Source organism: Paraburkholderia sp. EG286A, assembly GCF_040965375.1.
Taxonomy (GTDB): domain Bacteria; phylum Pseudomonadota; class Gammaproteobacteria; order Burkholderiales; family Burkholderiaceae; genus Paraburkholderia.
The window spans coordinates 966,537-989,373 of record NZ_JBFRCB010000002.1 but is presented as its reverse complement, the minus strand read 5'-3'; the positions used below and the strand labels follow the sequence as shown (position 1 = coordinate 989,373).

21 protein-coding genes are annotated in these 22,837 nt (G+C 62.4%); 9 read left to right on the top strand and 12 right to left on the bottom strand.

Features of this window, described 5'->3' with window-relative positions:
* Positions 1 to 2: 2 nt before the first annotated feature.
* Complete coding sequence (gene rfbB, locus AB4Y35_RS11055) at positions 3 to 1,064, bottom strand: dTDP-glucose 4,6-dehydratase (protein WP_368704409.1); 1,062 nt, start codon at positions 1,062 to 1,064, stop codon at positions 3 to 5.
* A 374-nt stretch (positions 1,065 to 1,438) separates the two neighbouring features.
* Here rfbB and AB4Y35_RS11050 point away from each other — a divergent pair, with 374 nt between their 5' ends.
* Positions 1,439 to 2,290, top strand: a complete 852-nt coding sequence (locus tag AB4Y35_RS11050) for a symmetrical bis(5'-nucleosyl)-tetraphosphatase (RefSeq protein ID WP_368704408.1) — start codon at positions 1,439 to 1,441, stop codon at positions 2,288 to 2,290.
* 36 nt (positions 2,291 to 2,326) lie between these two features.
* Here the strand turns inward: AB4Y35_RS11050 and AB4Y35_RS11045 are convergent, their stop codons facing one another.
* The 8 genes from AB4Y35_RS11045 to AB4Y35_RS11010 all read right to left on the bottom strand — a co-directional run bounded on the left by AB4Y35_RS11045 (position 2,327) and on the right by AB4Y35_RS11010 (position 9,248).
* Positions 2,327 to 3,097 (bottom strand): lysophospholipid acyltransferase family protein, encoded by a 771-nt coding sequence (locus AB4Y35_RS11045; RefSeq protein ID WP_368704407.1) that lies wholly within the window; start codon positions 3,095 to 3,097, stop codon positions 2,327 to 2,329.
* A gap of 72 nt (positions 3,098 to 3,169) precedes the next feature.
* Positions 3,170 to 4,453, bottom strand: a complete 1,284-nt coding sequence (locus AB4Y35_RS11040) for a dihydroorotase (protein ID WP_368704406.1) — start codon at positions 4,451 to 4,453, stop codon at positions 3,170 to 3,172.
* A gap of 26 nt (positions 4,454 to 4,479) precedes the next feature.
* Positions 4,480 to 5,499 carry an aspartate carbamoyltransferase catalytic subunit gene (locus tag AB4Y35_RS11035; RefSeq protein ID WP_368704405.1) on the bottom strand — a complete coding sequence of 340 codons (1,020 nt, stop codon included), beginning with the start codon at positions 5,497 to 5,499 and terminating at the stop codon, positions 4,480 to 4,482.
* Between the two features lie 92 nt (positions 5,500 to 5,591).
* Positions 5,592 to 6,113, bottom strand: a complete 522-nt coding sequence (pyrR, locus tag AB4Y35_RS11030) for a bifunctional pyr operon transcriptional regulator/uracil phosphoribosyltransferase PyrR (RefSeq protein ID WP_133189868.1) — start codon at positions 6,111 to 6,113, stop codon at positions 5,592 to 5,594.
* Positions 6,114 to 6,132: 19 nt separating this feature from the next.
* Positions 6,133 to 6,567: a Holliday junction resolvase RuvX gene (ruvX, locus tag AB4Y35_RS11025; protein ID WP_133189866.1), complete on the bottom strand. Its 435-nt coding sequence runs from the start codon at positions 6,565 to 6,567 to the stop codon at positions 6,133 to 6,135.
* Positions 6,564 to 7,142, bottom strand: a complete 579-nt coding sequence (locus tag AB4Y35_RS11020; protein ID WP_133189864.1) for a YqgE/AlgH family protein — start codon at positions 7,140 to 7,142, stop codon at positions 6,564 to 6,566. Before AB4Y35_RS11020 ends, ruvX begins: the two co-directional genes overlap by 4 nt.
* Positions 7,143 to 7,375: 233 nt before the next feature.
* Positions 7,376 to 8,881: a hypothetical protein gene (locus AB4Y35_RS11015; RefSeq protein WP_368704404.1), complete on the bottom strand. Its 1,506-nt coding sequence runs from the start codon at positions 8,879 to 8,881 to the stop codon at positions 7,376 to 7,378.
* Between the two features lie 196 nt (positions 8,882 to 9,077).
* Entirely contained in the window at positions 9,078 to 9,248 is a 171-nt protein-coding gene (locus tag AB4Y35_RS11010) for a rubredoxin (RefSeq protein ID WP_008342674.1), read from the bottom strand.
* 284 nt (positions 9,249 to 9,532) lie between these two features.
* Between AB4Y35_RS11010 and AB4Y35_RS11005 the strand changes: the two genes are divergently transcribed.
* On the top strand, positions 9,533 to 10,378 hold the full coding sequence (locus AB4Y35_RS11005; protein ID WP_368704403.1) for a hydroxymethylpyrimidine/phosphomethylpyrimidine kinase: 846 nt from the start codon (positions 9,533 to 9,535) through the stop codon (positions 10,376 to 10,378).
* 251 nt (positions 10,379 to 10,629) lie between these two features.
* Here the strand turns inward: AB4Y35_RS11005 and groL are convergent, their stop codons facing one another.
* Both groL and groES read right to left on the bottom strand, forming a co-directional pair.
* Positions 10,630 to 12,270 carry a chaperonin GroEL gene (groL, locus tag AB4Y35_RS11000; RefSeq protein WP_133189858.1) on the bottom strand — a complete coding sequence of 547 codons (1,641 nt, stop codon included), beginning with the start codon at positions 12,268 to 12,270 and terminating at the stop codon, positions 10,630 to 10,632.
* Between the two features lie 44 nt (positions 12,271 to 12,314).
* On the bottom strand, positions 12,315 to 12,605 hold the full coding sequence (groES, locus tag AB4Y35_RS10995; RefSeq protein ID WP_110857043.1) for a co-chaperone GroES: 291 nt from the start codon (positions 12,603 to 12,605) through the stop codon (positions 12,315 to 12,317).
* Between the two features lie 727 nt (positions 12,606 to 13,332).
* Between groES and AB4Y35_RS10990 the strand changes: the two genes are divergently transcribed.
* The 7 genes from AB4Y35_RS10990 to AB4Y35_RS10960 all read left to right on the top strand — a co-directional run bounded on the left by AB4Y35_RS10990 (position 13,333) and on the right by AB4Y35_RS10960 (position 21,573).
* Positions 13,333 to 14,367, top strand: a complete 1,035-nt coding sequence (locus tag AB4Y35_RS10990; RefSeq protein WP_368704402.1) for a hypothetical protein — start codon at positions 13,333 to 13,335, stop codon at positions 14,365 to 14,367.
* Between the two features lie 60 nt (positions 14,368 to 14,427).
* Entirely contained in the window at positions 14,428 to 15,516 is a 1,089-nt protein-coding gene (locus AB4Y35_RS10985; protein WP_368704401.1) for a TAXI family TRAP transporter solute-binding subunit, read from the top strand.
* 442 nt (positions 15,517 to 15,958) lie between these two features.
* Positions 15,959 to 17,278 (top strand): FAD-dependent oxidoreductase, encoded by a 1,320-nt coding sequence (locus AB4Y35_RS10980; RefSeq protein ID WP_368704400.1) that lies wholly within the window; start codon positions 15,959 to 15,961, stop codon positions 17,276 to 17,278.
* Positions 17,278 to 18,021: an SDR family oxidoreductase gene (locus AB4Y35_RS10975; protein WP_368704399.1), complete on the top strand. Its 744-nt coding sequence runs from the start codon at positions 17,278 to 17,280 to the stop codon at positions 18,019 to 18,021. Before AB4Y35_RS10980 ends, AB4Y35_RS10975 begins: the two co-directional genes overlap by 1 nt.
* Positions 18,018 to 18,443: a GtrA family protein gene (locus tag AB4Y35_RS10970; RefSeq protein WP_368704398.1), complete on the top strand. Its 426-nt coding sequence runs from the start codon at positions 18,018 to 18,020 to the stop codon at positions 18,441 to 18,443. The genes AB4Y35_RS10975 and AB4Y35_RS10970 overlap by 4 nt, the downstream gene beginning before the upstream one ends.
* A gap of 150 nt (positions 18,444 to 18,593) precedes the next feature.
* The gene (locus tag AB4Y35_RS10965; protein ID WP_368704397.1) at positions 18,594 to 20,024 is read left to right on the top strand and encodes a UbiA family prenyltransferase; all 1,431 of its coding nucleotides are present in this window, start codon (positions 18,594 to 18,596) and stop codon (positions 20,022 to 20,024) included.
* 370 nt (positions 20,025 to 20,394) lie between these two features.
* Positions 20,395 to 21,573 (top strand): hypothetical protein, encoded by a 1,179-nt coding sequence (locus AB4Y35_RS10960; RefSeq protein WP_368704396.1) that lies wholly within the window; start codon positions 20,395 to 20,397, stop codon positions 21,571 to 21,573.
* Positions 21,574 to 21,622: 49 nt separating this feature from the next.
* On the opposite strand, the gene AB4Y35_RS10955 is transcribed toward AB4Y35_RS10960, so the two are convergent.
* A complete protein-coding gene (locus AB4Y35_RS10955; RefSeq protein ID WP_368704395.1) occupies positions 21,623 to 22,786 on the bottom strand; it encodes a hypothetical protein in 1,164 nt (387 codons plus the stop codon).
* Positions 22,787 to 22,837 lie beyond the last annotated feature (51 nt).

Genomic DNA, 22,837 nt, shown 5'->3' with positions numbered 1-22,837 from the left:
CCTCACCCGCGCTTCGCATAATTCGTCTCGACCCACTTGCGATAGTCGCCCGACACGACGTCATCGACCCATGCCTGATTGTCGAGATACCAGCGCACTGTCTTCGCAAGCCCGGTTTCGAACGTCTCGGCAGGCTTCCAGCCGAGTTCGCGCTCGAGCTTGCGCGCGTCGATCGCGTAACGGCGATCATGGCCCGGACGATCGGTCACGTAGGCAATCTGATCGCGGTACGAACCCGCCACCTTCGGGCGCAGTTCATCGAGCAAGTCGCACAACGTGTGCACGACTTCGAGATTCTTCTTCTCGTTCCAGCCGCCGATGTTATAGGTCTCGCCAACCGTGCCGCGGGCGAGCACCTCGCGGATCGCGCTGCAATGGTCGCTCACGTAGAGCCAGTCGCGCACGTTCTGGCCGTCGCCGTACACCGGGAGCGGCTTGCCGGCGAGCGCGTTGGCAATCATCAGCGGAATCAGCTTCTCGGGAAACTGGTACGGGCCGTAATTGTTGGAACAATTCGTCGTCAGCGTGGGCAGGCCGTACGTGTGATGGTAGGCGCGCACGAGATGATCAGAACCCGCCTTGGTCGCCGAGTACGGGCTGTTGGGCGCATACGGGGTGGCTTCGGAGAATTGCGGGTCGGTTGCCGAAAGCGAGCCGAACACTTCGTCCGTGGAGACGTGCAGGAAACGAAACGCGGCCTTTTCGGCGGCGGGCAGATCGCTCCAGTACTGGCGAGCTGCTTCGAGCAACGTGAAGGTGCCGACGACATTGGTCTGAACAAAATCAGCCGGACCGTGAATCGAGCGATCGACGTGGCTTTCGGCCGCGAAGTGCAGCACCGCGCGCGGCTTGTGCTGGGTGAAGAGCGCGTCGAGCGCTGCGCGGTCGCAGATGTCCACGCGCGCGAACGCGTGCCTCGCATCGTCCCGCAAGGACTTCAGCGTCCCGAGATTGCCCGCGTAGGTAAGCTTGTCGACGTTCAGTACGGCTTCGTCCGATTGACTCAGCCAGTCAAGCACAAAGTTGGCGCCGATAAAGCCGGCACCGCCCGTAACCAGAATCATGGAACTCCTTGTATTGCGCGAGTGCGGAAGCAATTCTGGCGTCAATCTTTACACCAGATGGCCTGAAAGCTAACTGTAGAAATAGCCTTCGTGCGGGAGAAGCGCCCGATCCAGCTGATTCAGCCTTAACTACCCCCGCAGATTCTGGTTCTAATTTTATAGGTAGAGAATTATAAGGATACCGCGCACGAACGCCACCCCCCTAACATCTTGAAACAGCTTGACAAATTCGTTTGGCATTTTTCGTGCCATGCCGGGGTCGAATCGTTCATCCGCCATGCATTATCTGGTTTCCGCAACGTCACGCGACGGCACGCATCTTGTGATACCGTCATTGCCTCGCGCCACGCCGTACACCGCAAGCAATCAACCGAATGAAAGAGCAAGCGCCGCATCCCGCCCCTCTCGCTTTCGGCGACCTACAGGGTTGCCTCACCCCGTTTCGCGAACTGCTCGCCAAAGCCGCCCCTTCTCCGGACACGCCGCTCTGGTTCGCTGGCGACCTGATCAATCGCGGTCCCGCGTCGCTCGAGACGCTGCGCGAGGTGATCGATCTCGGCGAGCGCGGCGTGGCAGTGCTCGGCAATCACGATCTGCATCTGCTGTCGGTTTCGGCAGGCATCCGCAAGGCCAAGAAAGACGACACCATCGACGACATCCTGAGTGCGCCCGACGCGGAAGATCTGCTGCACTGGGTGCGCCACCGCCCGATCGCGCACTACGAGAACGGCATGCTGATGGTGCATGCAGGCGTGTTGCCTCAATGGGACGTCGATCTCACGATGGAACTCGCGCACGAACTCGAAAAAGCGTTGCGCCGCGACAACTGGCGGGAAACACTTGCCGGCCTCTATGGCAACCAGCCGAACCGCTGGTCCAAGGACCTCAAGGGCATCGAACGGCTGCGCGTGACCTGCAGCGCGCTCACGCGTGTGCGTTTTTGCGATAGCGACGGCGTAATGGACTTCTCGACCAGCGGCGGGCTCGACTCCGCGCCGCCGGGCTTCATGCCGTGGTTCGACGTGCCGGGGCGCAAGACCGAAGACATTACCGTGGTGTTCGGTCATTGGGCAGCGCTTGGCCTCACCCTGCGCAAGAACCTGGTCGGGCTCGACTCGGGCTGCGTCTGGGGCGAGGAGCTTTCGGCAATCCACCTCGTCGACGATCCGGGCGCACGCATCCTCACGCAGGTGCCCTGCGAGAGTTGTCGCGCGACGAACGGCTAAAGCACCCGGATTCACACAGGCACACGCCATCTGGCGTCAAGTCGCCTGCGCCACTCCATGCGGAAGCACCGCCTCACCCCGCATCGTCTCCAACGCCTGCCCCACCGCTTCCTGCGCCCGCGCCGCCAGCTTGCGCCGGTCATCCCCCGCTTCGATCGCCTCACCAACATAAACGTGAGCCGTCAGCGGCCCGGACTTAAGCATCGCGTCGAGCGAGTCCTTCAGCGAAAGGTCGTCGATATACGCCGGCGCCACCGACTGCCGCCCCTGCGCATCTTCATACAAAATGCACAGCGGCTGCACGGGCCGCCCAGCCGATACCGCCGCCTGGAACATATTCGAGTGAAACGGCTTGAGCGCGAGGCCATCCGAGGTCGTGCCTTCGGGAAACACGCACATCAGCTCGCCGCGTTCGAGCCGCGCCGCCAGCTCATGCATGATGCGCTTCGCGTCACTGCGCTTCTCGCGCTCGACGAACACCGTGTCGAGGTTCTGCGCGAACCAGCCAATGAGGGGCCAGTTGCGGATCTCGGCCTTCGAAACGAACGGCGTGGGACGCCACGCGTTGATCACGTAGATATCGATCCACGAGATATGGTTGCTCACGACGAGCGCGCCCGCGTCGAGCCGCGCTGCGTCGTTGTGCACGACGAGCTTCAGGCCGCACAGCTCGAGCATCTTGAGGGACCAGGCGCGGTTCATGGCGTGGCGCTGATCGGCGCTCGCACGCGGAAAGCGCATTGCCACGGTGCAGGCGCCGCGCAGCAGATGCGCGAGCAGCCGGGTCTTGCGAATGAAAAGGCTCATGTTTGACGATAGGCTGAATCGCGAAATCGTAGCAGACCTGCATGACACAAATCTGTCATGCGTGATCGCAACTCAATCGAACCCGCGCTCGAAGGCCACACGGCCCGCCACGAGCGTTGCGCGCACCACGGCGGGCAGCTCGTAGCCGAGGAACGGCGTGTTGTGTCCCTGACTCCTGAGCGCGCGCGGCTCGACGCGCCAGTGCGCATGGGGATCGAACACGCAGAGGTCCGCACTCGCGCCCACGGCGAGCCGTCCCGCGTCACGTTGCATCACCGCAGCCGGCGCCGACGTCACATGGGCGAGCGCCTTCGCGAGCGGCACGCGCGCTTCCTGCGCCCATTTCACGGTCAGCGAGAGGAATAGCTCGAGGCCCGTCGCGCCCGGCGTCGCTTCGGCGAACGGCAGCAACTTCTCGTCGTCGTCCACGGGCGTGTGTTGTGAACAGATCGCGTCGATCGTCCCGTCGGCAAGACCCGCGCGAATCGCCTCGCGATCGCGCTGCTGGCGCAGCGGCGGGTCGAGCCGGAACTGCGCATCGAAATAGCCGATGTCCATGTCGATCAGATGCAGATGGTTCGCCGTCACGTCGCAGGTCACGGGCAGGCCTTCGGCCTTCGCGGCGCGCATGAGCGCCACGCCCGCCGCAGACGAAAGATGCTGCACGTGCACGCGCGCACCCGTCACGCGCATCAGTTCGAAGAGCGTGTGCAGCGCGATCGTCTCCGCGCTCACCGGCACGCCGGAGAGGCCGAGGCGCGAAGCCAGCGCGCCGCTCGCGGCCACACCGCCCTTCGAGAGATACGCGTCCTGCGGCCGCAGCCACACGGCGTAGCCATAGGTGCTCGCATACTGCAGCGCGCGCAGCAGGACCTGGGTATCGGCGATCGGCGTGTCGGCCTGCGTGAAGCCGATGCAGCCCGCCTCGGTCAGCGACACCATCTCGGTGATCACCTGCCCTTTCAGCCCCACGGTGAGCGCGCCCAACGGATGCACATGCGCACGCGCGAGCTTGCCCGCACGGTGTTTGAGCATCTCGACGAGGCCGGCCTCGTCGAGCACAGGGTCGGTGTCCGGCGGACACACGAGGGTCGTCACGCCGCCAGCGAGTGCCGCGTTCATCTCCGAGTCGAGCGTGGCCTTGTGCTCGTAGCCCGGCTCGCGCAGGCGCGCGCTCAGGTCGACGAGACCCGGCGCGACCACGAGGCCGCGCGCATCGAGCGTTCTGTCTGCCTGGAAGCCTGCAGGCGCCGCGCCAAGCGCGGCGATCTTGCCCGCTTCGATGTACACGTCCTGCTGCTGTTCGGTTCCGGCCGCTGGATCGATCAGCGTGCCGCCTTGAATATGGATCTTCATCTGCTGCCCTTGTCGTTCTCGCCGCTTCAATCGTTGTTACCGGCGACGATGCCCATCACCGCCATGCGCACCGCAATGCCGAAGCTCACCTGGTCGAGGATCACCGACTGCGGGCCGTCGGCGACCTGCGAGTCGATCTCCACGCCGCGATTCATCGGTCCCGGATGCATGACGATCGCGTCGGGCGCGGCGAGCGCGAGGCGCTCGGGCGTCAAGCCCCAACTCTTGAAGTACTCCTGCGCGGAGGGCAGCAGCGCGCCGCTCATGCGCTCGTTCTGCAAGCGCAGCATGATGATGACGTCGACATCCTTCAGGCCTTCATCGAGGTTATGAAACACGCGCACGCCCATCTGTTCGAGGCCGCCCGGCAACAGCGTGCGCGGGCCGATGGCGCGCACCTCGGGCACGCCCAGCGTGGTCAGCGCGTGGATGTCCGAGCGCGCCACGCGCGAATGCAGGATGTCGCCCACGATCGCCACGCGCAGGTTCGTAAAGTCACGCTTGTAGTGGCGGATCGTGTACATGTCGAGCAGGCCTTGCGTCGGGTGCGCGTGGCGGCCGTCGCCGGCGTTGATCACATGCACGTGCGGCGCGCAGTGCTCGGCGATCAGGTACGGTGCGCCGCTCGACGCGTGGCGCACGACGAACATGTCGGCGTGCATCGCCGAGAGATTGCCGATGGTGTCGAGCAGCGACTCACCCTTGCTCGTCGACGAAGCGTTGATGTTCAGGTTGAGCACATCCGCCGAAAGACGCGTGGCCGCAATCTCGAACGTGGTGCGCGTACGCGTGGAGTTCTCGAAGAACAGGTTGAACACCGACTTGCCGCGCAACAGCGGGACCTTCTTCACGTCGCGGTCGGTGACGCTCACGAACTGCGTGGCGGTGTCGAGAACGTGCGTGAGGATCGCGCGCGAGAGGCCCTCGATCGACAGCAGGTGTTTGAGCTCGCCATTCTTCGTGAGCTGCGGATTGCCCTTGAGGAAGCCGTAGCGAAAACGCTTGTCGTCCGCTGGGGACGCGGCGGACGTGGGCTGTGTGTTCATCGCGTGAATCCTGGGTGTGATAGGCGGCGTGTGGACGGCGTGAATGCCTGTGGGACCGCCGTCGCTGCCGCCGAATGTGTTCGATGCGCGCGTCAGCTACCGCTGCCCTGCTCGACTTCAAAGGCGAAGCGGCCGTCGGGGTTGTGCGCAAGTACGAGCGTTTCGTGTGCACCGACGCTCACTGCGCCGCCGGTGAAACGCGCGGACACCGGCAACTCGCGCCCGCCGCGCTCGGCGAGCACCGCGAGTTCGACGGAGGCCGGCCGCCCGTAGTCATAGAGTTCGTTGAGCGCGGCACGTACGGTGCGGCCCGTGTACAGCACGTCGTCGACGAGCAGGATGTGGCGGCCTTCCACCGCGAACGGCAGCGCCGTTGGGCTCGCTTTGCTGTGCAGGCCCTTTTTCGCGTAGTCGTCGCGATGCAGTGCAACGTTGAGCACGCCCCACTCGAGCGCGCCGACGTCCTGCGCGAGCCGCTCGGCGATCCACGCGCCGCCGCTATGAATGCCGACGATCGCCACGCCGCCGGGCGCGCCAAACGCATCGGCGTGATACGCCGCGCGAATCTCGTCGAGAAGGGCGAAGTACAGCGCTTCAGCGTCGGGAATGATCATCGGGCAACTCGCGGGCTAGTCAGAGCGGGAGTTCGTCGAGGTACTGCTGGAGAATCACGGAGGCCGCTTCGGCGTCGACATGTTCGACGCGCTCGCCACGCTCGCGCAGCCGTGCTTCGGCATCGACGGACGAATAGCGTTCGTCCACCCACACCACCCGCAGACCGAAGCGGCCGTTGAGCTGGTTGCCAAAGCGCTTCGCGTGCTGCGTCATGATGTGTGGCGTGCCATCCGGATGGCACGGCAAGCCGACCACGAGCACATCAGGCTGCCATTCGCGCAGCAACTCGCCTATCGCTTCGAAACGGTAGTCGCGACTCTTGTTGGGAATGACGGTAAGCGCCCGGGCGCTGCGCGTGAGCGCATTGCCAAGCGCCACGCCGATGCGCTTTTCGCCGTAATCGAACGCAAGCAAGGTGGCCTCGCCGGCCCCTCGCCCAGCGGCCACGCTCATGCGTGACCCGCCTCGCCCGACAGCATCGTCGAGGAAATGCCAAGCAGCGCGAGCGCCGCCTCGAAACGCTCTTCGGCGGGCACGTCGAACACGATCTTCGGATCGGCCTCGACCGTGAGCCAGCCATTCTTCGAGATTTCGTCTTCGAGCTGACCCGCGCCCCAGCCGGCATGGCCGAGCGTGAGGAGGAAGCGCTCAGGGCCGCTGCCGTTGGCAACGGCTTCGAGCACATCCTTCGACGTGGTCATCTCGAGGCCACCCGGCACCGACATCGACGACGTATAGCTCGTGCCCTCGGCGGGCGCGTGCAGCACGAAGCCGCGCTCGGTCTGCACCGGGCCGCCGAAATAAACGGGCACGTGCAGGAGCGGCTCGATTTCGAGCTTGAGGTCGATGCGGGAAAAGAGTGCCTCGAGATCGATGTCGGTGGGCCGATTGATGACGAGACCGAGCGCGCCGCGCTCCGAATGATCGCAAAGGTAGACCACCGTTCCTGAAAACGTGGGGTCCGCCATGTTCGGCATGGCGATCAGGAACTGGTTGGTCAGATTGATGCGATCGTTACTCTTGGACATGGTTTGAATTCTAGCAAAGACGATGCGCAATGGCGGCACGCTGCCAGGCCGGAGGTCGGGCGCCCGATGGCTGCCTCGCACTTTGCCAGCCGCTACGCGTCGCGCATTGCAGGGAATGGCTCACTCTAACACGCGCATGCTGTGCCCTTGCAAGGCAATGGACCGACGGCGCAAGGCCGATGCCCGGCGCCTGGGCGGCCTCGCGCACGCCGCTGATCCGCCCGCCCGTCCATTCAGTGCGCGGTTGTTTGCGCTGCGGTTTGCGCCACGCCGCTGACGATCGCCGCCGCAAGCCCGCGCACCGCGGGCGTGGCGTCGGGCTGCGCGATGCCCGCCGCGACCTTGTGCAGCATGGCGCGAAGCGCCTCGCTGGCGTGCTCGATCGCCTCGGCGCCGGGCGGCTGAACCGACGGCGCGCCCTTCGCCTCGAGCGTCGCGAGCGTTGCCGCGTGCGCGGTGCGCCGCCAGGCGAGGCCCAGCGCATCCGCGAGCTGGCCGACGTGACCGAGCCCGAGCGCCCAGGCCGCAGCGCCGATGCGGTACGCCGCCTCGGCCGCGACGAGCGCGTCGGCGGGCTCTGCGGCCCCGCCCGCACCGCGCGTCGTCAGCGTGCGCGAGTGCGTGCCGAGCGCGATCATCGCCGCATCGGCAGTCTGCAGAAAATCTTCATACGCGTTGCCATTCACGACCAGCGCGCCCAGCTCGCGCGTGGGCGCCACGCGCGCTGCGAGCGCGCCGGCCTGCGCGCTGCCGGCTTCCCACAGCGCTTCCGAGGCCTGCGTGCCGGCGATGTGCCACTCCACGGTCAAGCCATAGTCATGCAGCAGATCGACGTCGGCGGTGTCTTCGGCTGCGGCCCCGAAGAGCGCGTAGTCGCGCCATAGCAACGCTAGCGTCGAGCGCACGAGCGTTTGCGGCGCGAAGCGCAGGCCGTGCGCGTGCTCGCCGATCAGCAGATTGCAGCGCGCGTAAAGACGCCGCACGCCCTCGTCGCCCCACGAGGCCACGCCGCGCCGGAGCGCGCGTGCGCATGCAGCGGCAAGCCGCCAGAAGTCGTAAGGATCGGGGCTCGATAGCTCGGCCATGCAGGCGTCCATCTCGTCGAACGCCGCGAGCGCGAGCGCATTGGCCGCACGGCTGCCGTTGTCGACCTGCGATTTCAACGCATGCAAAAGCGCCTGCTCGAAGCGCGCGCGCACCTGACCAAAGCGCTGAGCCGGCTGCGGATGCAGCGTGGCGGGCGCGAGCGGCCGGCCCAGCAGCGCCACATCCTCGTAGGCGAGCGCGATGCCCGGCACATGCTCCGCCAGTGCAGCCACGAGCGCGTGCTGCCGCGCGAAAAGCGCGGGCGAGCATGCCAGCTCGCGCAGATTGCGGCGTTCGAGCGCGGCGACGAGTTCCTTGAGCGCCTGGCTGAACAACACGCGGAATTCAGCGCCCTGCGCTTCCTCGGGCGCATGAAGCGGCCGCGCGGGCAAGCCCGGCGGCGGCTCCACGGGCACCGGCGCGGCAAGCGCGAGCGGGGAAGCGAGGAGCAGCGTATCGGCAAAGCGCGAGGCGGCAAGCCAGCCGGCGTCATGCAGCGTGCGGGCGGCCTGGCGCAGCGGACGGGCAACGTCACGCTGCTCTTCGAGCGCGGCAAGCGCCTGGGCGAGCGCGCCGTGCGCGAACGGCACCGTGCCGCCGCGCGGATTCGGCAATGCTTCGAACCGCACATCAGAGCTTGAAAGATGACTCATAGGGCAGCGCCGAAAACATTAGCGGGCCGACCAGGCGGGCGATCTCGACAATAGCGTCGACGCTGACGTCGACAACCGCGACGGCAAGCGCAAATACGGTGCCCGCCGTTGCGACACCGCACTCCACACCCGCCACACTTCTGGAATCTGCAGCCAGACTGCGCGCCGGCTATCGCCAGCTATCTGAGCAACGCGCTCAGATCTGGACCATCTCGAAGTCTTCCTTGCGCGCGCCGCACTCAGGGCAGGTCCAGTTGATCGGGACATCCTCCCAGCGCGTGCCGGGGGCAATGCCTTCGTCTGGCAAACCGGCTTCTTCGTCGTAAATCCAGCCGCAGATCAGGCACATCCAGCTTCTATATTCCATTCTTATGCCGCGTCGAAAAGTCCGAAACCAGTCGGGGAAAAATTCAGGGGAACGAGAGCCATGATGGTACCTTGTTGCCGTTTCCATGCCTAGCAAGAGGAAAACTGACCTGCACGGGATCAAACGCCGCGCGCTGCCGCGAGCAGCTCGCGCAGCGCGGAAAAATCCTCGCGCGCGCCGGGGTCATCCGTCCCCCGGATTCATCGATAGGCCGCATAATTGAAGCATTCTCTTATGACGGCACGGTACGCCGCACCCGAAGTCCAATCCATCTCGCCACGTTCATGCCCAGCGACACCCCTCCCATCGTCCTCACCTTCGGCCTTTCCGACCCGACCGGCGGCGGCGGACTTCAAGCCGACCTGCTCACGCTCGCCAGCATGGGCTGCCATGGCGTCACCGCGCTGACCGGCTACACGGTGCGCGACTCTGCGGGCTGCGACGAAGTGACCGGGCTCGATCCGGAAACCGTCGCCACCCAGGCGCGCATGCTGCTCGAAGATATGCCGATCGCGGCATTCAAGGTCGGCGCGGGCGCGCGCGCCGAGGTCGTGAGCGCGATCGCCGAAGTGGTCGCCGACTACGACGACGTGCCCCTCATCCTCGCCCCCGACTTCACGCTCGACGACGAACACGTGCTCGCCGCCGACGAACTGCGTGAAGCGATGGCCGACCTGCTCGTGCCGCAAACCACGCTGCTCGTGGCCGACTCCGCCACGCTGATCGCGCTCGCACAGCCAGACGGCGACGCAGAGGCGCCCAGCGTCGACGCCGCCATCGCACACCTGCTCGCCACCGGTTGCGAGTTCATCCTGGCGATGGAAACGGGCACGCATCGCGTGGTCAACACGCTCTATTGCGAAGACGGCCAGTTGCGCCAGGATCTGTGGGACCGCTCAACGCAGCCGATGATGGGCGTAACGGACACGCTCGGCGCCGCCATTGCCGCGCTGCTCGCCAATGGGCAGGAGCCGCCCGAGGCCGTACGCGAGGCGCAGGAATATGTGTATCAGGCCGTGCAGAACGCGTTCAGGCCAGGCATGGGCGCGTGGCTGCCGGATCGGTTCTTCTGGGCGCGCAGCAACGATACGGACGCGGACGAAGCCTCGCCCGGCGAAGCGAAAGAATAAGACTGCTGCTTGGCCTTCTGCGCGGAGGCCAGCCGCGCGAACCGCATAGACGAAAAAAAACCCGCATCGCTGCGGGTTTTTTCTTTTGGGCCAGGGAAACACGCCTCGCGGGGTGCTCCCTGCACGTCGATGTAATTTCGGCAGAAGCCTTGGCTCTGCCTGGGACCGGAGTAGGAGCTTTGCATGGGACCAAAGTAAGCGCTGAAGCGCTAACTCTGGTCGGCAGCTGAAGCACCAACTCCGGATCGCAATTACATGTCCATGCCCATGCCGCCCATGCCGCCGGGCATGCCGCCAGGCATCGGAGCATCTTCCTTCGGCACTTCAGCAACAGCTGCGTCCGTCGTCAGGAGCAGGCCAGCAACCGAAGCTGCGTTTTGCAGTGCAGTGCGCGTGACCTTCGTCGGGTCGACCACGCCGGCTTCGACCATGTCGACGTACTCGCCGGTCGCTGCGTTGTAGCCGTAGTTGCCTTGACCAGCTGCAACTGCTGCCACGACGACCGAAGCTTCTTCGCCGCCGTTCGTGACGATCTGGCGCAGCGGCTCTTCCATTGCGCGCAGGACGATCTTGATACCGGCGTCCTGGTCTGCGTTGGCGCCCTTCACGTTGGCGATTGCCGTGCGTGCACGGATCAGCGCAACGCCGCCGCCCGGGACGATGCCTTCTTCAACGGCAGCGCGGGTTGCGTGCAGCGCGTCTTCCACGCGTGCCTTCTTTTCCTTCATTTCGACTTCGGTCGCAGCGCCAACCTTGATCACTGCCACACCGCCTGCCAGCTTGGCAACGCGCTCTTGCAGCTTTTCACGGTCGTAGTCCGACGTCGCTTCTTCGATCTGCGTGCGGATTTGCTTCACGCGCGCTTCGATGTTCACGGCTTCGCCTGCGCCGTCGATGATCGTCGTGTTTTCCTTGCCCACTTCGATGCGCTTCGCTTGACCCAGTTCGGCCAGCGTTGCCTTTTCGAGCGTGAGGCCGGTTTCTTCAGCGATGACTTGACCACCGGTCAGGATCGCGATGTCTTCCAGCATGGCCTTGCGGCGGTCGCCGAAGCCCGGAGCCTTGACGGCGACGGTCTTCAGGATGCCACGGATGTTGTTGACGACCAGCGTTGCCAGAGCTTCGCCTTCGACGTCTTCAGCGATGATCAGCAGCGGACGGCCAGCCTTCGCGACTTGTTCCAGAACCGGCAGCAGATCGCGGATGTTCGAGATCTTCTTGTCGAACAGCAGGACGAACGGGCTTTCCAGCACGGCGACTTGCTTGTCCGGGTTGTTGATGAAGTACGGCGAGAGGTAGCCGCGGTCGAACTGCATACCTTCGACGACTTCCAGCTCGTCTTGCAGCGACTTGCCGTCTTCGACGGTGATGACGCCTTCCTTGCCGACCTTGTCCATCGCTTCAGCGATACGGTCGCCGATCGACGTGTCGCTGTTTGCCGAGATCGAGCCGACTTGAGCGATTTCCTTGTTGGTCGTGCAGGGCTTGCTGACCTTGCGCAGCTCTTCGATTGCTGCTGCGACGGCCTTGTCGATGCCGCGCTTCAGGTCCATCGGGTTCATGCCCGATGCGACGTACTTCATGCCTTCGCGGACGATCGACTGGGCCAGAACCGTAGCCGTCGTCGTGCCGTCACCGGCGTTGTCGCTGGTCTTGGAAGCGACTTCCTTGACCATTTGCGCGCCCATGTTCTGGAGCTTGTCCTTGAGCTCGATTTCCTTTGCGACCGAGACACCGTCCTTGGTGACCGTCGGGCCGCCGAACGAGCGCTCGAGGACCACGTTGCGGCCCTTCGGACCCAGCGTGACCTTCACTGCGTTGGCGAGAATGTTCACGCCTTCAACCATCTTGGAACGGGCGGAATCGCCGAACACGACGTCTTTAGCTGCCATCTTCTAACTCCTTGGATTCTTGAATAGTGAGCGGTGGAATGAACTTACTTGTTCACCACGGCCATGATGTCTTCTTCGCGCATCACGAGCAGTTCGTTGCCATCGACCTTGACGGTCTGGCCAGCGTACTTGCCGAACAGGACGCGATCGCCGACCTTCACGTCGAGCGCGATCTGGGCGCCCTTGTCGTCGCGCTTGCCCGGGCCGACGGCCAGGACTTCGCCTTGATCCGGCTTTTCTGCGGCTGCGTCCGGGATCACGATGCCCGAAGCGGTCTTGGTTTCTTGATCCAGGCGCTTGACGATCACGCGATCATGCAAAGGACGAAGGTTCATGGATGTTCCTCTGTTGATTGGGACTTGAAGAGACTCAAGAAAACCTGGCTGCCGGTAACCGCCAGCCAGAGATGTTGATAGCACCAGAGTTGTTAGCACTCTCATGCGGTGAGTGCTAATTATATGGACGGGCAGTGACAAATTCAAGAAGGGGCGGAATGGGGAATTTCCGTTGAGATTGATTCAACCCCGGAGGCACTTTTGCTAGCTCAAGTTACAACCATTGGATGTCGGATTTGAGTGCCACATCGAAATATTATTCAATGAAAACAATACGATAGGTCGCCACAATACCTGACCCGACAAGAAACCGCATGACTCTGGAAGCAACGGCATCCAGCAGGCGGGCCCCGGCCTGCCGTGTCATCCGGGACGCTTCTCGGGGAAATCCCCAATCTTGCCATGATCGGGCGCCATTTATCCGCACAACCGGTTTGTTGGCGGACCACAAACCAGCAAATCGTGCCCCACTGCTCACGGGCAGTCGGCTGCGCCAGATGACTTCAGTCAGGTCGACCCGCGGGCAGCGCATATGTGCGGTAGGCAACACCGGCAATCAGCGTATGAACGGAGAATCACTCATATGATCTTTCGAGCGGCTGCGCCCGGTCAGGCACCGCCGCTCTCCTGCGCATGCAGATCGTGGGTTCCGCGAGGCCTCGCCGATCGCTTCAACGACGATCCTGAACATGCCGAAATGGCGTCGCCATGACGGTGGAACGACAGCATGTCCGCTCAGATGACTCGTAAGCAGAGTTTCCCTACACCGTGCAAGTTCTGTGGCGGGGCGCTCCATCAGTACGTCGATTCCTGCCCTTACTGCGGCACGGATCGCCCGCTCGACATGGCTGCGCACGCGCGCCCGAAAGCCACCTTAAGAGTCATTGGTTCCGCGGCAGCACCTATGCCTGCCGTTGCAAAGGTGTCACTTGCCGGCGCGGCCGCATCCAATCGCCCGCCGGTGCACGCGGACTATTTGCACCACTATCAACTCGAAGAACACCGCCCGTTCTGGCGCACCGGCAAAGGGCTCTTCGTGAAGGGCGTTTTGCTCGCGTGGCTCATTGTCGCAATCGCATACGCCGCGTTTCTGCTGTACGGCGAAAGGCGCGGCCAGGAAAGAGAAGTACGCGTCACGCGCGCGAGTCCTGCGGAGAAAAGCTTGCTAAACGGGAATGCCGCACTTCCACGTGGCGCGGACAATCAGGAAGCGCGCGAGATACACCGCCACAGCGCACCGGCGGCGCAACGCCGCGATGATGCGCTGCAAAGCGCGGACCGATGTGCCTCGCAACGTGCCTGGGATTGCGTGCGAGAACAGGCATCGGAGGCGCTCGCGATTGATCCGGGCAGCCTGCGCGCACGATCGCTGATGGAGCGCGCCATCCTGGCGACAGGCTGGTCGCCGCTCCGTACGCCGAACGGCGCCGCACAGGCGGACGCGGCCGCACCGCCGCCGCGCGACGCAAGCAGCGTTCCGCTGCCGTCGTCGCGGGATTGGGGCGCAGCCACACCAGCCGCACCGAACGCCCCGGCCCCATTCGCGTCAACGCCCCCGCTGCCGAGCGCGACCAGCACGTCAGCTAACGGACATCCAGCGGACGTCGAAGGCGCGGAGAGCGATACGTCGGCTGCTGCGAATCAATCCGCTGCCGCCGGCGCCACCGTCCCCGGCAGCAACGACGACGGCGTCGATACCCAGGAGCGCGCGATTCGCCAACTTGGGTGGAAGGACGCCCCATCCTCCGAAGGCACGCATTGAAACCGATTACAGATTAAATCGAAGTCTGCCGTACAACGTATCCAAGGCGGGAGAGAGACCATGCTGAAAACGATGCTCGCGGGGATGGCAGCGCTGATCACCCTGCTCCTTTCGACACTCGCGCTCGCCTCCGCGGCAGGCGCGAACTACAAGATCGTGACCGGCCAGGAGCGCGGCACGTACATCCAGATCGGCCAGGACCTGGCGAAATGGGTCGCGCAGCCGGCGGGCATCGATCTCGAAGTGATCCCGTCGAAAGGCTCGGCGGAAAACGTGCAGCGCATGCGTTTCGAGCGCGGCGTGAAGCTCGCGCTCGTGCAGTCCGACGTCTACCAGGCCTACGTCGACATGGCCAATTCCGGCAACGAAGAGGCCGGCACGCTGATACGACCGCTGCGGCTCATCATGCCGCTCTACGACGAAGAGATTTACTTCGTTGTGCGTAACGACTCGCCGATGAAGACGATCAACGAGATCAAGGACAAGGTGATCAGCGTCGGCCTGATCGGCAGCGGCACCGCGCAGTCGGCGACGACGCTGTACCGGCTCATGTTCGGCCAGCCGATTCCCGAGCAGAACGCGCAGCACCTGAGCAACGAAGACGCACTAGCCGCGCTCATCGTCAAGAAGATCGATGTAGCCATCATTGTCGCCGGGCAACCCGCCAAGCTCTTTACCGACATGAACCCCGAGTTGCTGCAGCAGATCCGCTTCCTGCGCGTCGATCCGAACGCGCCGGAGACGGCGCGCGCAAAGCAAACCTACTACCCCGCGACGATCCACGTGTCGAGCTACCCGAACTGGCTCAAGGAAGACGTACCGACGTGGACGGTCAAAGCGTTTCTCGTCACCTATGACTACAACCTGCGCGATACGGTCGGCAAACTGAAGCGTTTTGCCGACTCGCTCTGCGCGAACTTCGACAACCTGCAGGAGCACGGCCACCCGAAGTGGAAGCAGGTGAAGCTCGAACTGCCGGCCCTCGGCAAAGGCTGGCAATACTATCCGCCCGTTGAGCAACGTCTGAAGGCTTGTTTCGCGCATCGCGCCGCGATGCAGGCGGCTGCGCCGCCGCGCGCCGTCGCCACAGAACAAGTCAATGCACGGGCGTGCTCGGACCAGGAGCGCCTGCTGCTGCTTTGCAAGTAATCGGGCACTGCATCAGCATCCTGCAACAGATCGCGGAAACAGCGATGAACACGAGCACCCAGAAGATGAGCGACGCGGACGACCCGCATCAGCAGACATGGATGTTGGTCCCGGCCATACATGATCGCAATCGTCTGTACACAGACAAATGGCAGGCTTGTTCCGCCATGTAAAGCTGCGCACCTCAGAGATGCGATAGAAATACAGGGCTCGGACCACGAGGTCGCCAGGCAGTTCGCTCGCCTCTGATTCGGCGACGCTACGCGTTGCTTTTCCTGAGGAACGTATCGAGATCGAATGCAGAGCCTGTGATCCAGAACGCTGCGGTCAGGGCATAGTTCGCGTGCCGGAGGACGGCCTTTGTGTTCCGGCGAACGGTAATCCCCGCGCAGCCTCCCTAATATGCGCGTACTGTTAATCCATTAACCGGCGACCGCACGTCATGAGCGTCTCGAAGCTCAGTTCCTGGGGCCACTACCCGTATGCACCGCAAACCGGCCGCGAGCCTGGTTGGCGAGAGAACGCGCAGACTGCGCTCCGCGACGCCGCCAAGCGTTTCGGCACGACGTTGCCCTTCGGCAATGGTCGCAGCTATGGCGACAGCTGTCTTGCCGCCACCGACCACGTCCTTATGCTTCGCGGCCTCGACCGCTTCATTGCAGCGGATTGGAAAACCGGCGTCATTCGGGCGGAAGCGGGCGTCACGCTTGGCGACCTGCTCGAGCTTGCGGTGCCGCGCGGCTGGATGTTGCCTGTCACGCCCGGCACGCAATTCGTAACGCTCGGCGGCGCGGTCGCCAACGACGTGCACGGTAAAAACCACCACGTGCGCGGCACCTTCGGACGACATGTGCGTCGCTTTTCGCTGCTGCGCTCCGATTGCGAGCCACTTGAATGCGCGCCCGAGGAAAACGCCGAGTTCTATCGCGCAACGATCGGCGGCCTTGGCCTGACAGGGATCGTCGAATGGGTCGAGCTGCAACTGATGCCCGTCGAGTCGAGCCGCCTGGCCACCCACACACGTCCCTTCGGCAATCTCGATGAGTTTCTTGCGCTGTCGAACGAGTACGACGCAAAGCACGAGTATGGCGTGGCGTGGATCGACTGTTTAGGACGCGGCGCCTCGCTTGGGCGCGGCATCTATGTCAGCGCCGACCATGCAACCGACCATTGCTTCGACATGCCGCGCCGCCCCGTGCGGCGCGTGCCGTTCGCCCCGCCGTGGTCTCCCGTGAACCGCTACACGCTGAAGCTCTTCAACGAGTTCTACTACCGCCGCGCGGCGAGCAAGGCAGGGGCCGCCGTAGTTAATTGCGCGAGTTACTTCTATCCGCTCGACAGCATCGGCGAATGGAACCGTCTGTACGGGCGGCGCGGCTTTCAGCAGTATCAGTTCGTTGTGCCGGATAACACGGCCCGCGACGCTCTGCATGCGTTCCTCGACGCGATCGCCTCGACCCACGCGGGCTCCTTCCTTGCGGTGCTCAAGCGCTGTGGTCCGCTCGTCTCTCCGGGGCTGCTCTCGTTCCCGATGCAGGGAATTTCGCTCGCCCTCGACTTTCCCCAGCACGACACGCGCAACGCGACGCTTTTCGCGCGACTCGACGCGATCGTGCGTGAAGCGCACGGCCGCCAATATCCGGCCAAGGATGCCCACATGACCGGTGCGGATTTTCGTGCCGCCTATCCCGCATGGCAAGCCCTCGAACAACTGCGCGACCCGGCCTTGATGTCGCGCTTCTGGCAACGGACAACCCGGTAATGGACAAGAACATTCTGATTGTGGGCGGCTCCTCCGCCATCGCCGTAGCCTGTGCTCGAGAATGGGTCAAACGAGGGGCGAACTTCATGCTGGCTGGGCGCCACGCGACGCGTCTAGACGCAGTCGCTCAGGACCTGCGCGTACGTGGCGCCGGTCGAGTCGGCACGTTCGTGCTCGACGTGAACGATTTCGAACAGCACCGCGCCATGCTCGACGCCGCGATGACAGAGCTTGGCCGCATCGACATCGTTCTACTCGCACACGGCACGCTCTCCGACCAGTCGGAGTGCGAACGCGATCCACAGGCCGCGGTGCGCGAGATCACCGTCAACGCCCTCTCGACGATCGCACTCCTAACGCTACTGGCCACCGTGTTCGAGGCACAGAAGAGCGGTTCGATCGCCGTCATCTCGTCGGTGGCAGGCGACCGCGGTCGCCCTTCCAACTACGTCTACGGCACCGCCAAGGCGGCGGTGACGACCTTCTGCGAAGGGCTGCGCGCGCGGCTCTTCAAGTCGAACGTGAAAGTCCTGACGATCAAGCCAGGTTTTGTGAACACGCCAATGACAGCCGGACTCGCGCTGCCGGGCCCGCTCGTCGCCTCGCCCGAGCGCGTTGCGACAGACATCGTGCGTGCCGTGGAGCGCGGAAAGGATTCGATCTATACGCCGTGGTTCTGGGCGGAAATCATGCTCGTGATCCGCTCGCTGCCTGGCTTCGTATTCAAGAGGATTTCCCTGTGAGCAGCCCGGCCGCCAGCATGACGCTCAGCCGTTCGCGGCTCGTGTTCTGGTACGCGGTGTTCGCTGCCATTTCAATCGGCGCGAATTTAGGCAGCCAGAGCCTCGCGTTCCACCTGTACCAGGGCCTGTATGCAGTTGCAATTTCGGTCTGCATCGGAACAGGCGTCGGGCTGGTCGTCAAATACCTGCTCGACAAGGCGTGGATATTCCGCTACGAGCACCGCAGCGTTGCACACGGTGTGCGCACGTTCACGCTGTACGTTGCCATGGGGCTCGGCACGACAGTCGTTTTCTGGGCGGTGGAATTCGCCGCGGATGCGCTCTTTCATGAGGAAATCGCGCGCCTGGCTGGTGGCGCACTCGGTCTGGTGATCGGTTATGTCACGAAATACCACCTCGACAAACGCTTCGTTTTTTCCTGAGCACATGTGCGCTGCAGCACAGAGGCCCTACGCCGCCATCGTTACGATCCTTTTCCGGATCGCAGACTATGCGAGCGCGGGCTGTGCTGCGCTCCGACCAACGCCCCGACAACCGGTCCAACTGTTCCTGTCCCGGCACGGAGAATGAACATGGCCACGCCCGCAGCACACCCTGTCCCGCTGTGTGTGGACCTTGACGGAACGCTCACGCGCACCGACCTGTTGTTTGAAGCCTTCTTCGTACTCGTCAAGCAGAGTCCGCTGTCGATCTTCCTGTGCTTCGCTTGGGCACTGCGCGGGCGCGCCTACCTGAAAGAGCAGATCGCACAACGCGTGAACATCGACGTCGGCGTGCTGCCCTACAACACAGAGCTGCTCTCGTGGCTGCGCGACGAGCGGGCGAGCGGGCGTGATCTGTATCTGTGCACCGCCACCAACCAGCGCCTCGCCTCTCAAATCGCCACACATATTGGTCTCTTTACCGGTGTGCTCGCGAGCACGGTCAGCAACAACCTGCTCGGCAAAAACAAGGCGCGAGCGCTCGTTGAGCAGTTCGGCGACCATGGCTTCGACTACTGCGGCGATGCGCGTGCAGACTTGCCCGTCTGGCGCCAGGCCCGCCAGGCGATCGTAGTCGGCGACAAGCACATTGCCGCCGCGGCCCGCAAGACAAATGCTGCAATCATCTTTTTCGAGGAAAAGCGCCGGCTGATTCCGCTCGTGCTCAAGGAAATGCGCGTGCATCAGTGGGTGAAAAACGTCCTGATCTTCGTGCCGCTTCTCACCGCACACCAATTCACGGACCGTTCCGCACTCGCTGCCGCCTGTATCGCTTTTTTGTCGTTCAGCCTGGCCGCTTCGTCGGTGTACCTGCTTAACGACATGCTCGACCTTGACGCCGACAGGCGGCACGCGCGCAAGCGCAGCCGACCATTCGCGTCGGGCAAGCTGTCGTTGAAATTCGGCATCGTGCTCACTGCAGGGCTGCTCGCCGCCGGGGGCGGTCTCGCAATACTGCTGCCACGCGAGTTCGGCGTCGTAATGGCCGCCTATTTCGTGACCACCGTTGCCTACTCGTTTGCGCTCAAGCGCATGACACTTGTCGATGTGTTCACGCTTGCGTGCCTGTACACCGTGCGTGTGATCGCCGGCGGCGCGGCAACCGGCATCCCGCTGTCGTACTGGCTAATCTTGTTCTGTGTGCCGATTTTCCTCTCGCTTGCAATGGTCAAGCGTTATGTCGAACTCGACATGATCGTGCGCGAAGGCAAGACCGAAGCCGCCGGCCGCGGCTACATCACGCAGGACATCTCGATCTTGCGCTCGTTCGGCACGGCTTCCGCGTACCTCGCCGTGCTCGTGCTCGCACTTTATCTGAACACGCCGGAAATGAAGGCCCTGTATCACCACCCGAAAGCATTGTGGGCCACATTTGCACTCACGCTCTTCTGGGTGAGCCGGATCTGGATGTGCGCGTTTCGCGGCATGATGCACGACGACCCGATCGTATTTGCGTTCAAGGATCGTGCGAGCCTCGCCGTGATTGCACTTTCCGGCCTGAGCATGCTGCTCGCTATCTGATATCGCGCCAGCGACGAGAAGCGGGGCGCGGTGCACTTCCCGTTATGGCGGCAGGCCCAGGAGCCAATGCCCTCGGGCCGACTGAACGCATCGATGAAGCATTCCGACGTGTTCCGCTACGACGCACAACACACCCGCAAGTCGATACGCATCTTCGCATTGGCGCGGGTCGGCGACGTACGGTGGCGTACAGACCCACGCACCACCATGCCCTACGGTTGTCCTTTCAGTCCAGTAAGGCGCGCGTGTGGTCTTTCCAGACAACCTGTGGACAGTGTTTGCGTCTTCGCTATTCGAGCGAAGCCACACTGCGGCCCTTCACGCTTTACCGCCGAATTTTTGACAGTCACTGATCGAGATGGGGACGTAATTGAAGCTAGAGACGACGAGCGTTAACGACGACAAGGCATGGCTACTATGGAGTTTATCTGCGGCCGTTTGCTTCTTACTGGTTCTCGCGTTCAGCAGTAAAACCGGCTCATTTTTCTGGGACTACCACGTCTACGAGAAAGGTTTGAACTGCTATTCGTCTGGACCGAACCCCTACGCTTGTGCAGCAGGCGACTTTCCTTTTGTGTATCCGCCCGTCTTCCTCAAGGTATTTTCGGCCATCGATTTCCCGATCTCCTTTGCCCTCCTGGTTCTAGCCTCGGCAGCCGGAATTGTTTGCGTTTGCATCAATCTCAGATCGTTCATTCCATACCATCGCCTGGCTCCCTGCTTGATTCTTGGTTTCCTGATTGGGGGCTCTGGCTTTGCTTCGATCCAGACAGGCAACATAAGCGTCTTCGCGCACCTGCTGCTCGTGTCACTGTCATATTTTTTGTACAAGCACCGGTCGTTCTACACGCTGACGCCGCATGCCATCGCGATCATATTTTTCGCGGCCATAAAGCCCTACTTTCTTGCCTACGCCTTGCTGTATCTCATTCTGCCCCGACGCAACTTGTTCGCATTCGTCGCGGTGCTGATATCAGTCGCCGGTATCTACATAGTCCAACCTGTTTTTTACCCGCAACTATGGGAGGGATTCCAGGGCGCCCTCTACGGTCAGATCGTTCACCATGGGGACGCCGGAATCTCGATTCTTGGCGTTTTTTCCAGGTTTGGGATGGGGAAAGTAGGGTTTGTCCTCCATCTCCTTCTGATGCTTCTCGTCGTGCTGGCGTCGATGGCCCTTCGGGGCCGGCATGCACAAAGCTCTCTGCGGATCAGCTCCGCCGGCGAGCTGTTCTATTTTCTCGCAATTCTCATTCTGCTGAATCCAAGATTGATGTCGTACGATTTCAGCGTTTTTTCCGTTTGCCTTTATTTGTCGATGATTCTTTCGTCCCGAGGTGATGGCTGGGTGGGCATATTTTTGAGGATTTTCCCCTTCTTGACCATCCTGCCGCTATGCCTTGAAGGTTTGTTTGGTCTTCGAGTGCATTCTTTGACCTACTACTTCCTCGCGACCTATGTCCTGCTGGCTGCGGCAATAGCCTGTCATTGGCCTTTGAGCGTTCCCTCGGGAAGGGGCGCTCTCTCGCGTCCTGCCCCGCGGGAGTAGGCGCATAGCGCCAGCGCAACGTGAACATCCCGGCGCGAACGCCACGATGTCAGGCGTGCCTCAATCGTCCGGCTGCCAGGCCGGCCCCTTCTGCCATCCGGTTGATCATGAAAATCAGCGAAACAATCACAGGGAACACAAAGAATCTTTCCAGATAGAGCGGGAAGAGAATCAGATGCAAGGAAACAAAAAGCATTGACGCGATGAATATATAGTCCGGTTCAGCAAGCGGATTTCGTCTATAGAACCGCATGCCAAAAAGCACCAATGAAAACATGTAGACAAGGAGGTGTTGGCTGTGCGATCTCTTCGCACCTGATATGTACGCATTCACGTAGTCTGTGAGACGCGCTGAATTTTCCATAGTCGCTGGATACGGGTCGACACCGAATAGCGTGAAGTTGAACACCCGCAAGAAGCCGTAGTTTCCGTTGAGATGATTGTCGACAACAAGCAACCCAACCGATAGCGCTGCAGAAAGCAACGTGATGCGTATCGGAAACAACCGGAATGAAAACAAGCACAGGATCAGCGACAAAATGACGAAATCGGTTCTGGCCAATGGAAGTGCAACGATCGCCACGAACACCCATCTGCTGCGCTTCACCAGAAGCAGCAGTGCCAGCAGCGATAGCAAGCAAGCAAGAGCATCCGGAGAGGAGATGCGCCCGATGGTCGTAAGTTTCGAAATATAAATAATTGCCGGAAGATACAGCTGCGAAATCCGGAAATGCTCGAGCAACAGGGCCACTATGAGTACGCAAAGTGCCGCGTAGATTGCGTTGACGAGAATCGATGAACTCGAATAAGAGTGGACGAAATGATCGACGATTCGAATCGATTGCAGATACAGCACGCGTATCGAGTAGAAAGGTATTTGCTGTTCGAGCGAGACGGGATCGTTGAATACTGTCGCGCGATAAGTGGCATCAGGGACCTGTTCCGCCGAACTGGAACCATGCTGACTTCGGGAGGCGCCCGCCGTCAGCTTTTCAAGGTCGCTCTCACCAACCTCCTTAAGTACGTTCTCGAAGACAGCACGCCTCAATGGTTCGCCGGAAAGACCGTCCTGCTTGTACATGGACGCCACATAGCCAATGACGTCCCAGTTGAACCCGCTGTGATCGGGCTGCGTCAGGCCGACACGAAGCACCCAGCCACAGCATGCGGCGATGGTGAGCACACCCACCCACTTCCTGATGTTGTTTGCCATACTCAACGCCTCGGATTATGCGGCTGAAGATTACGAGCGACACGACTTATC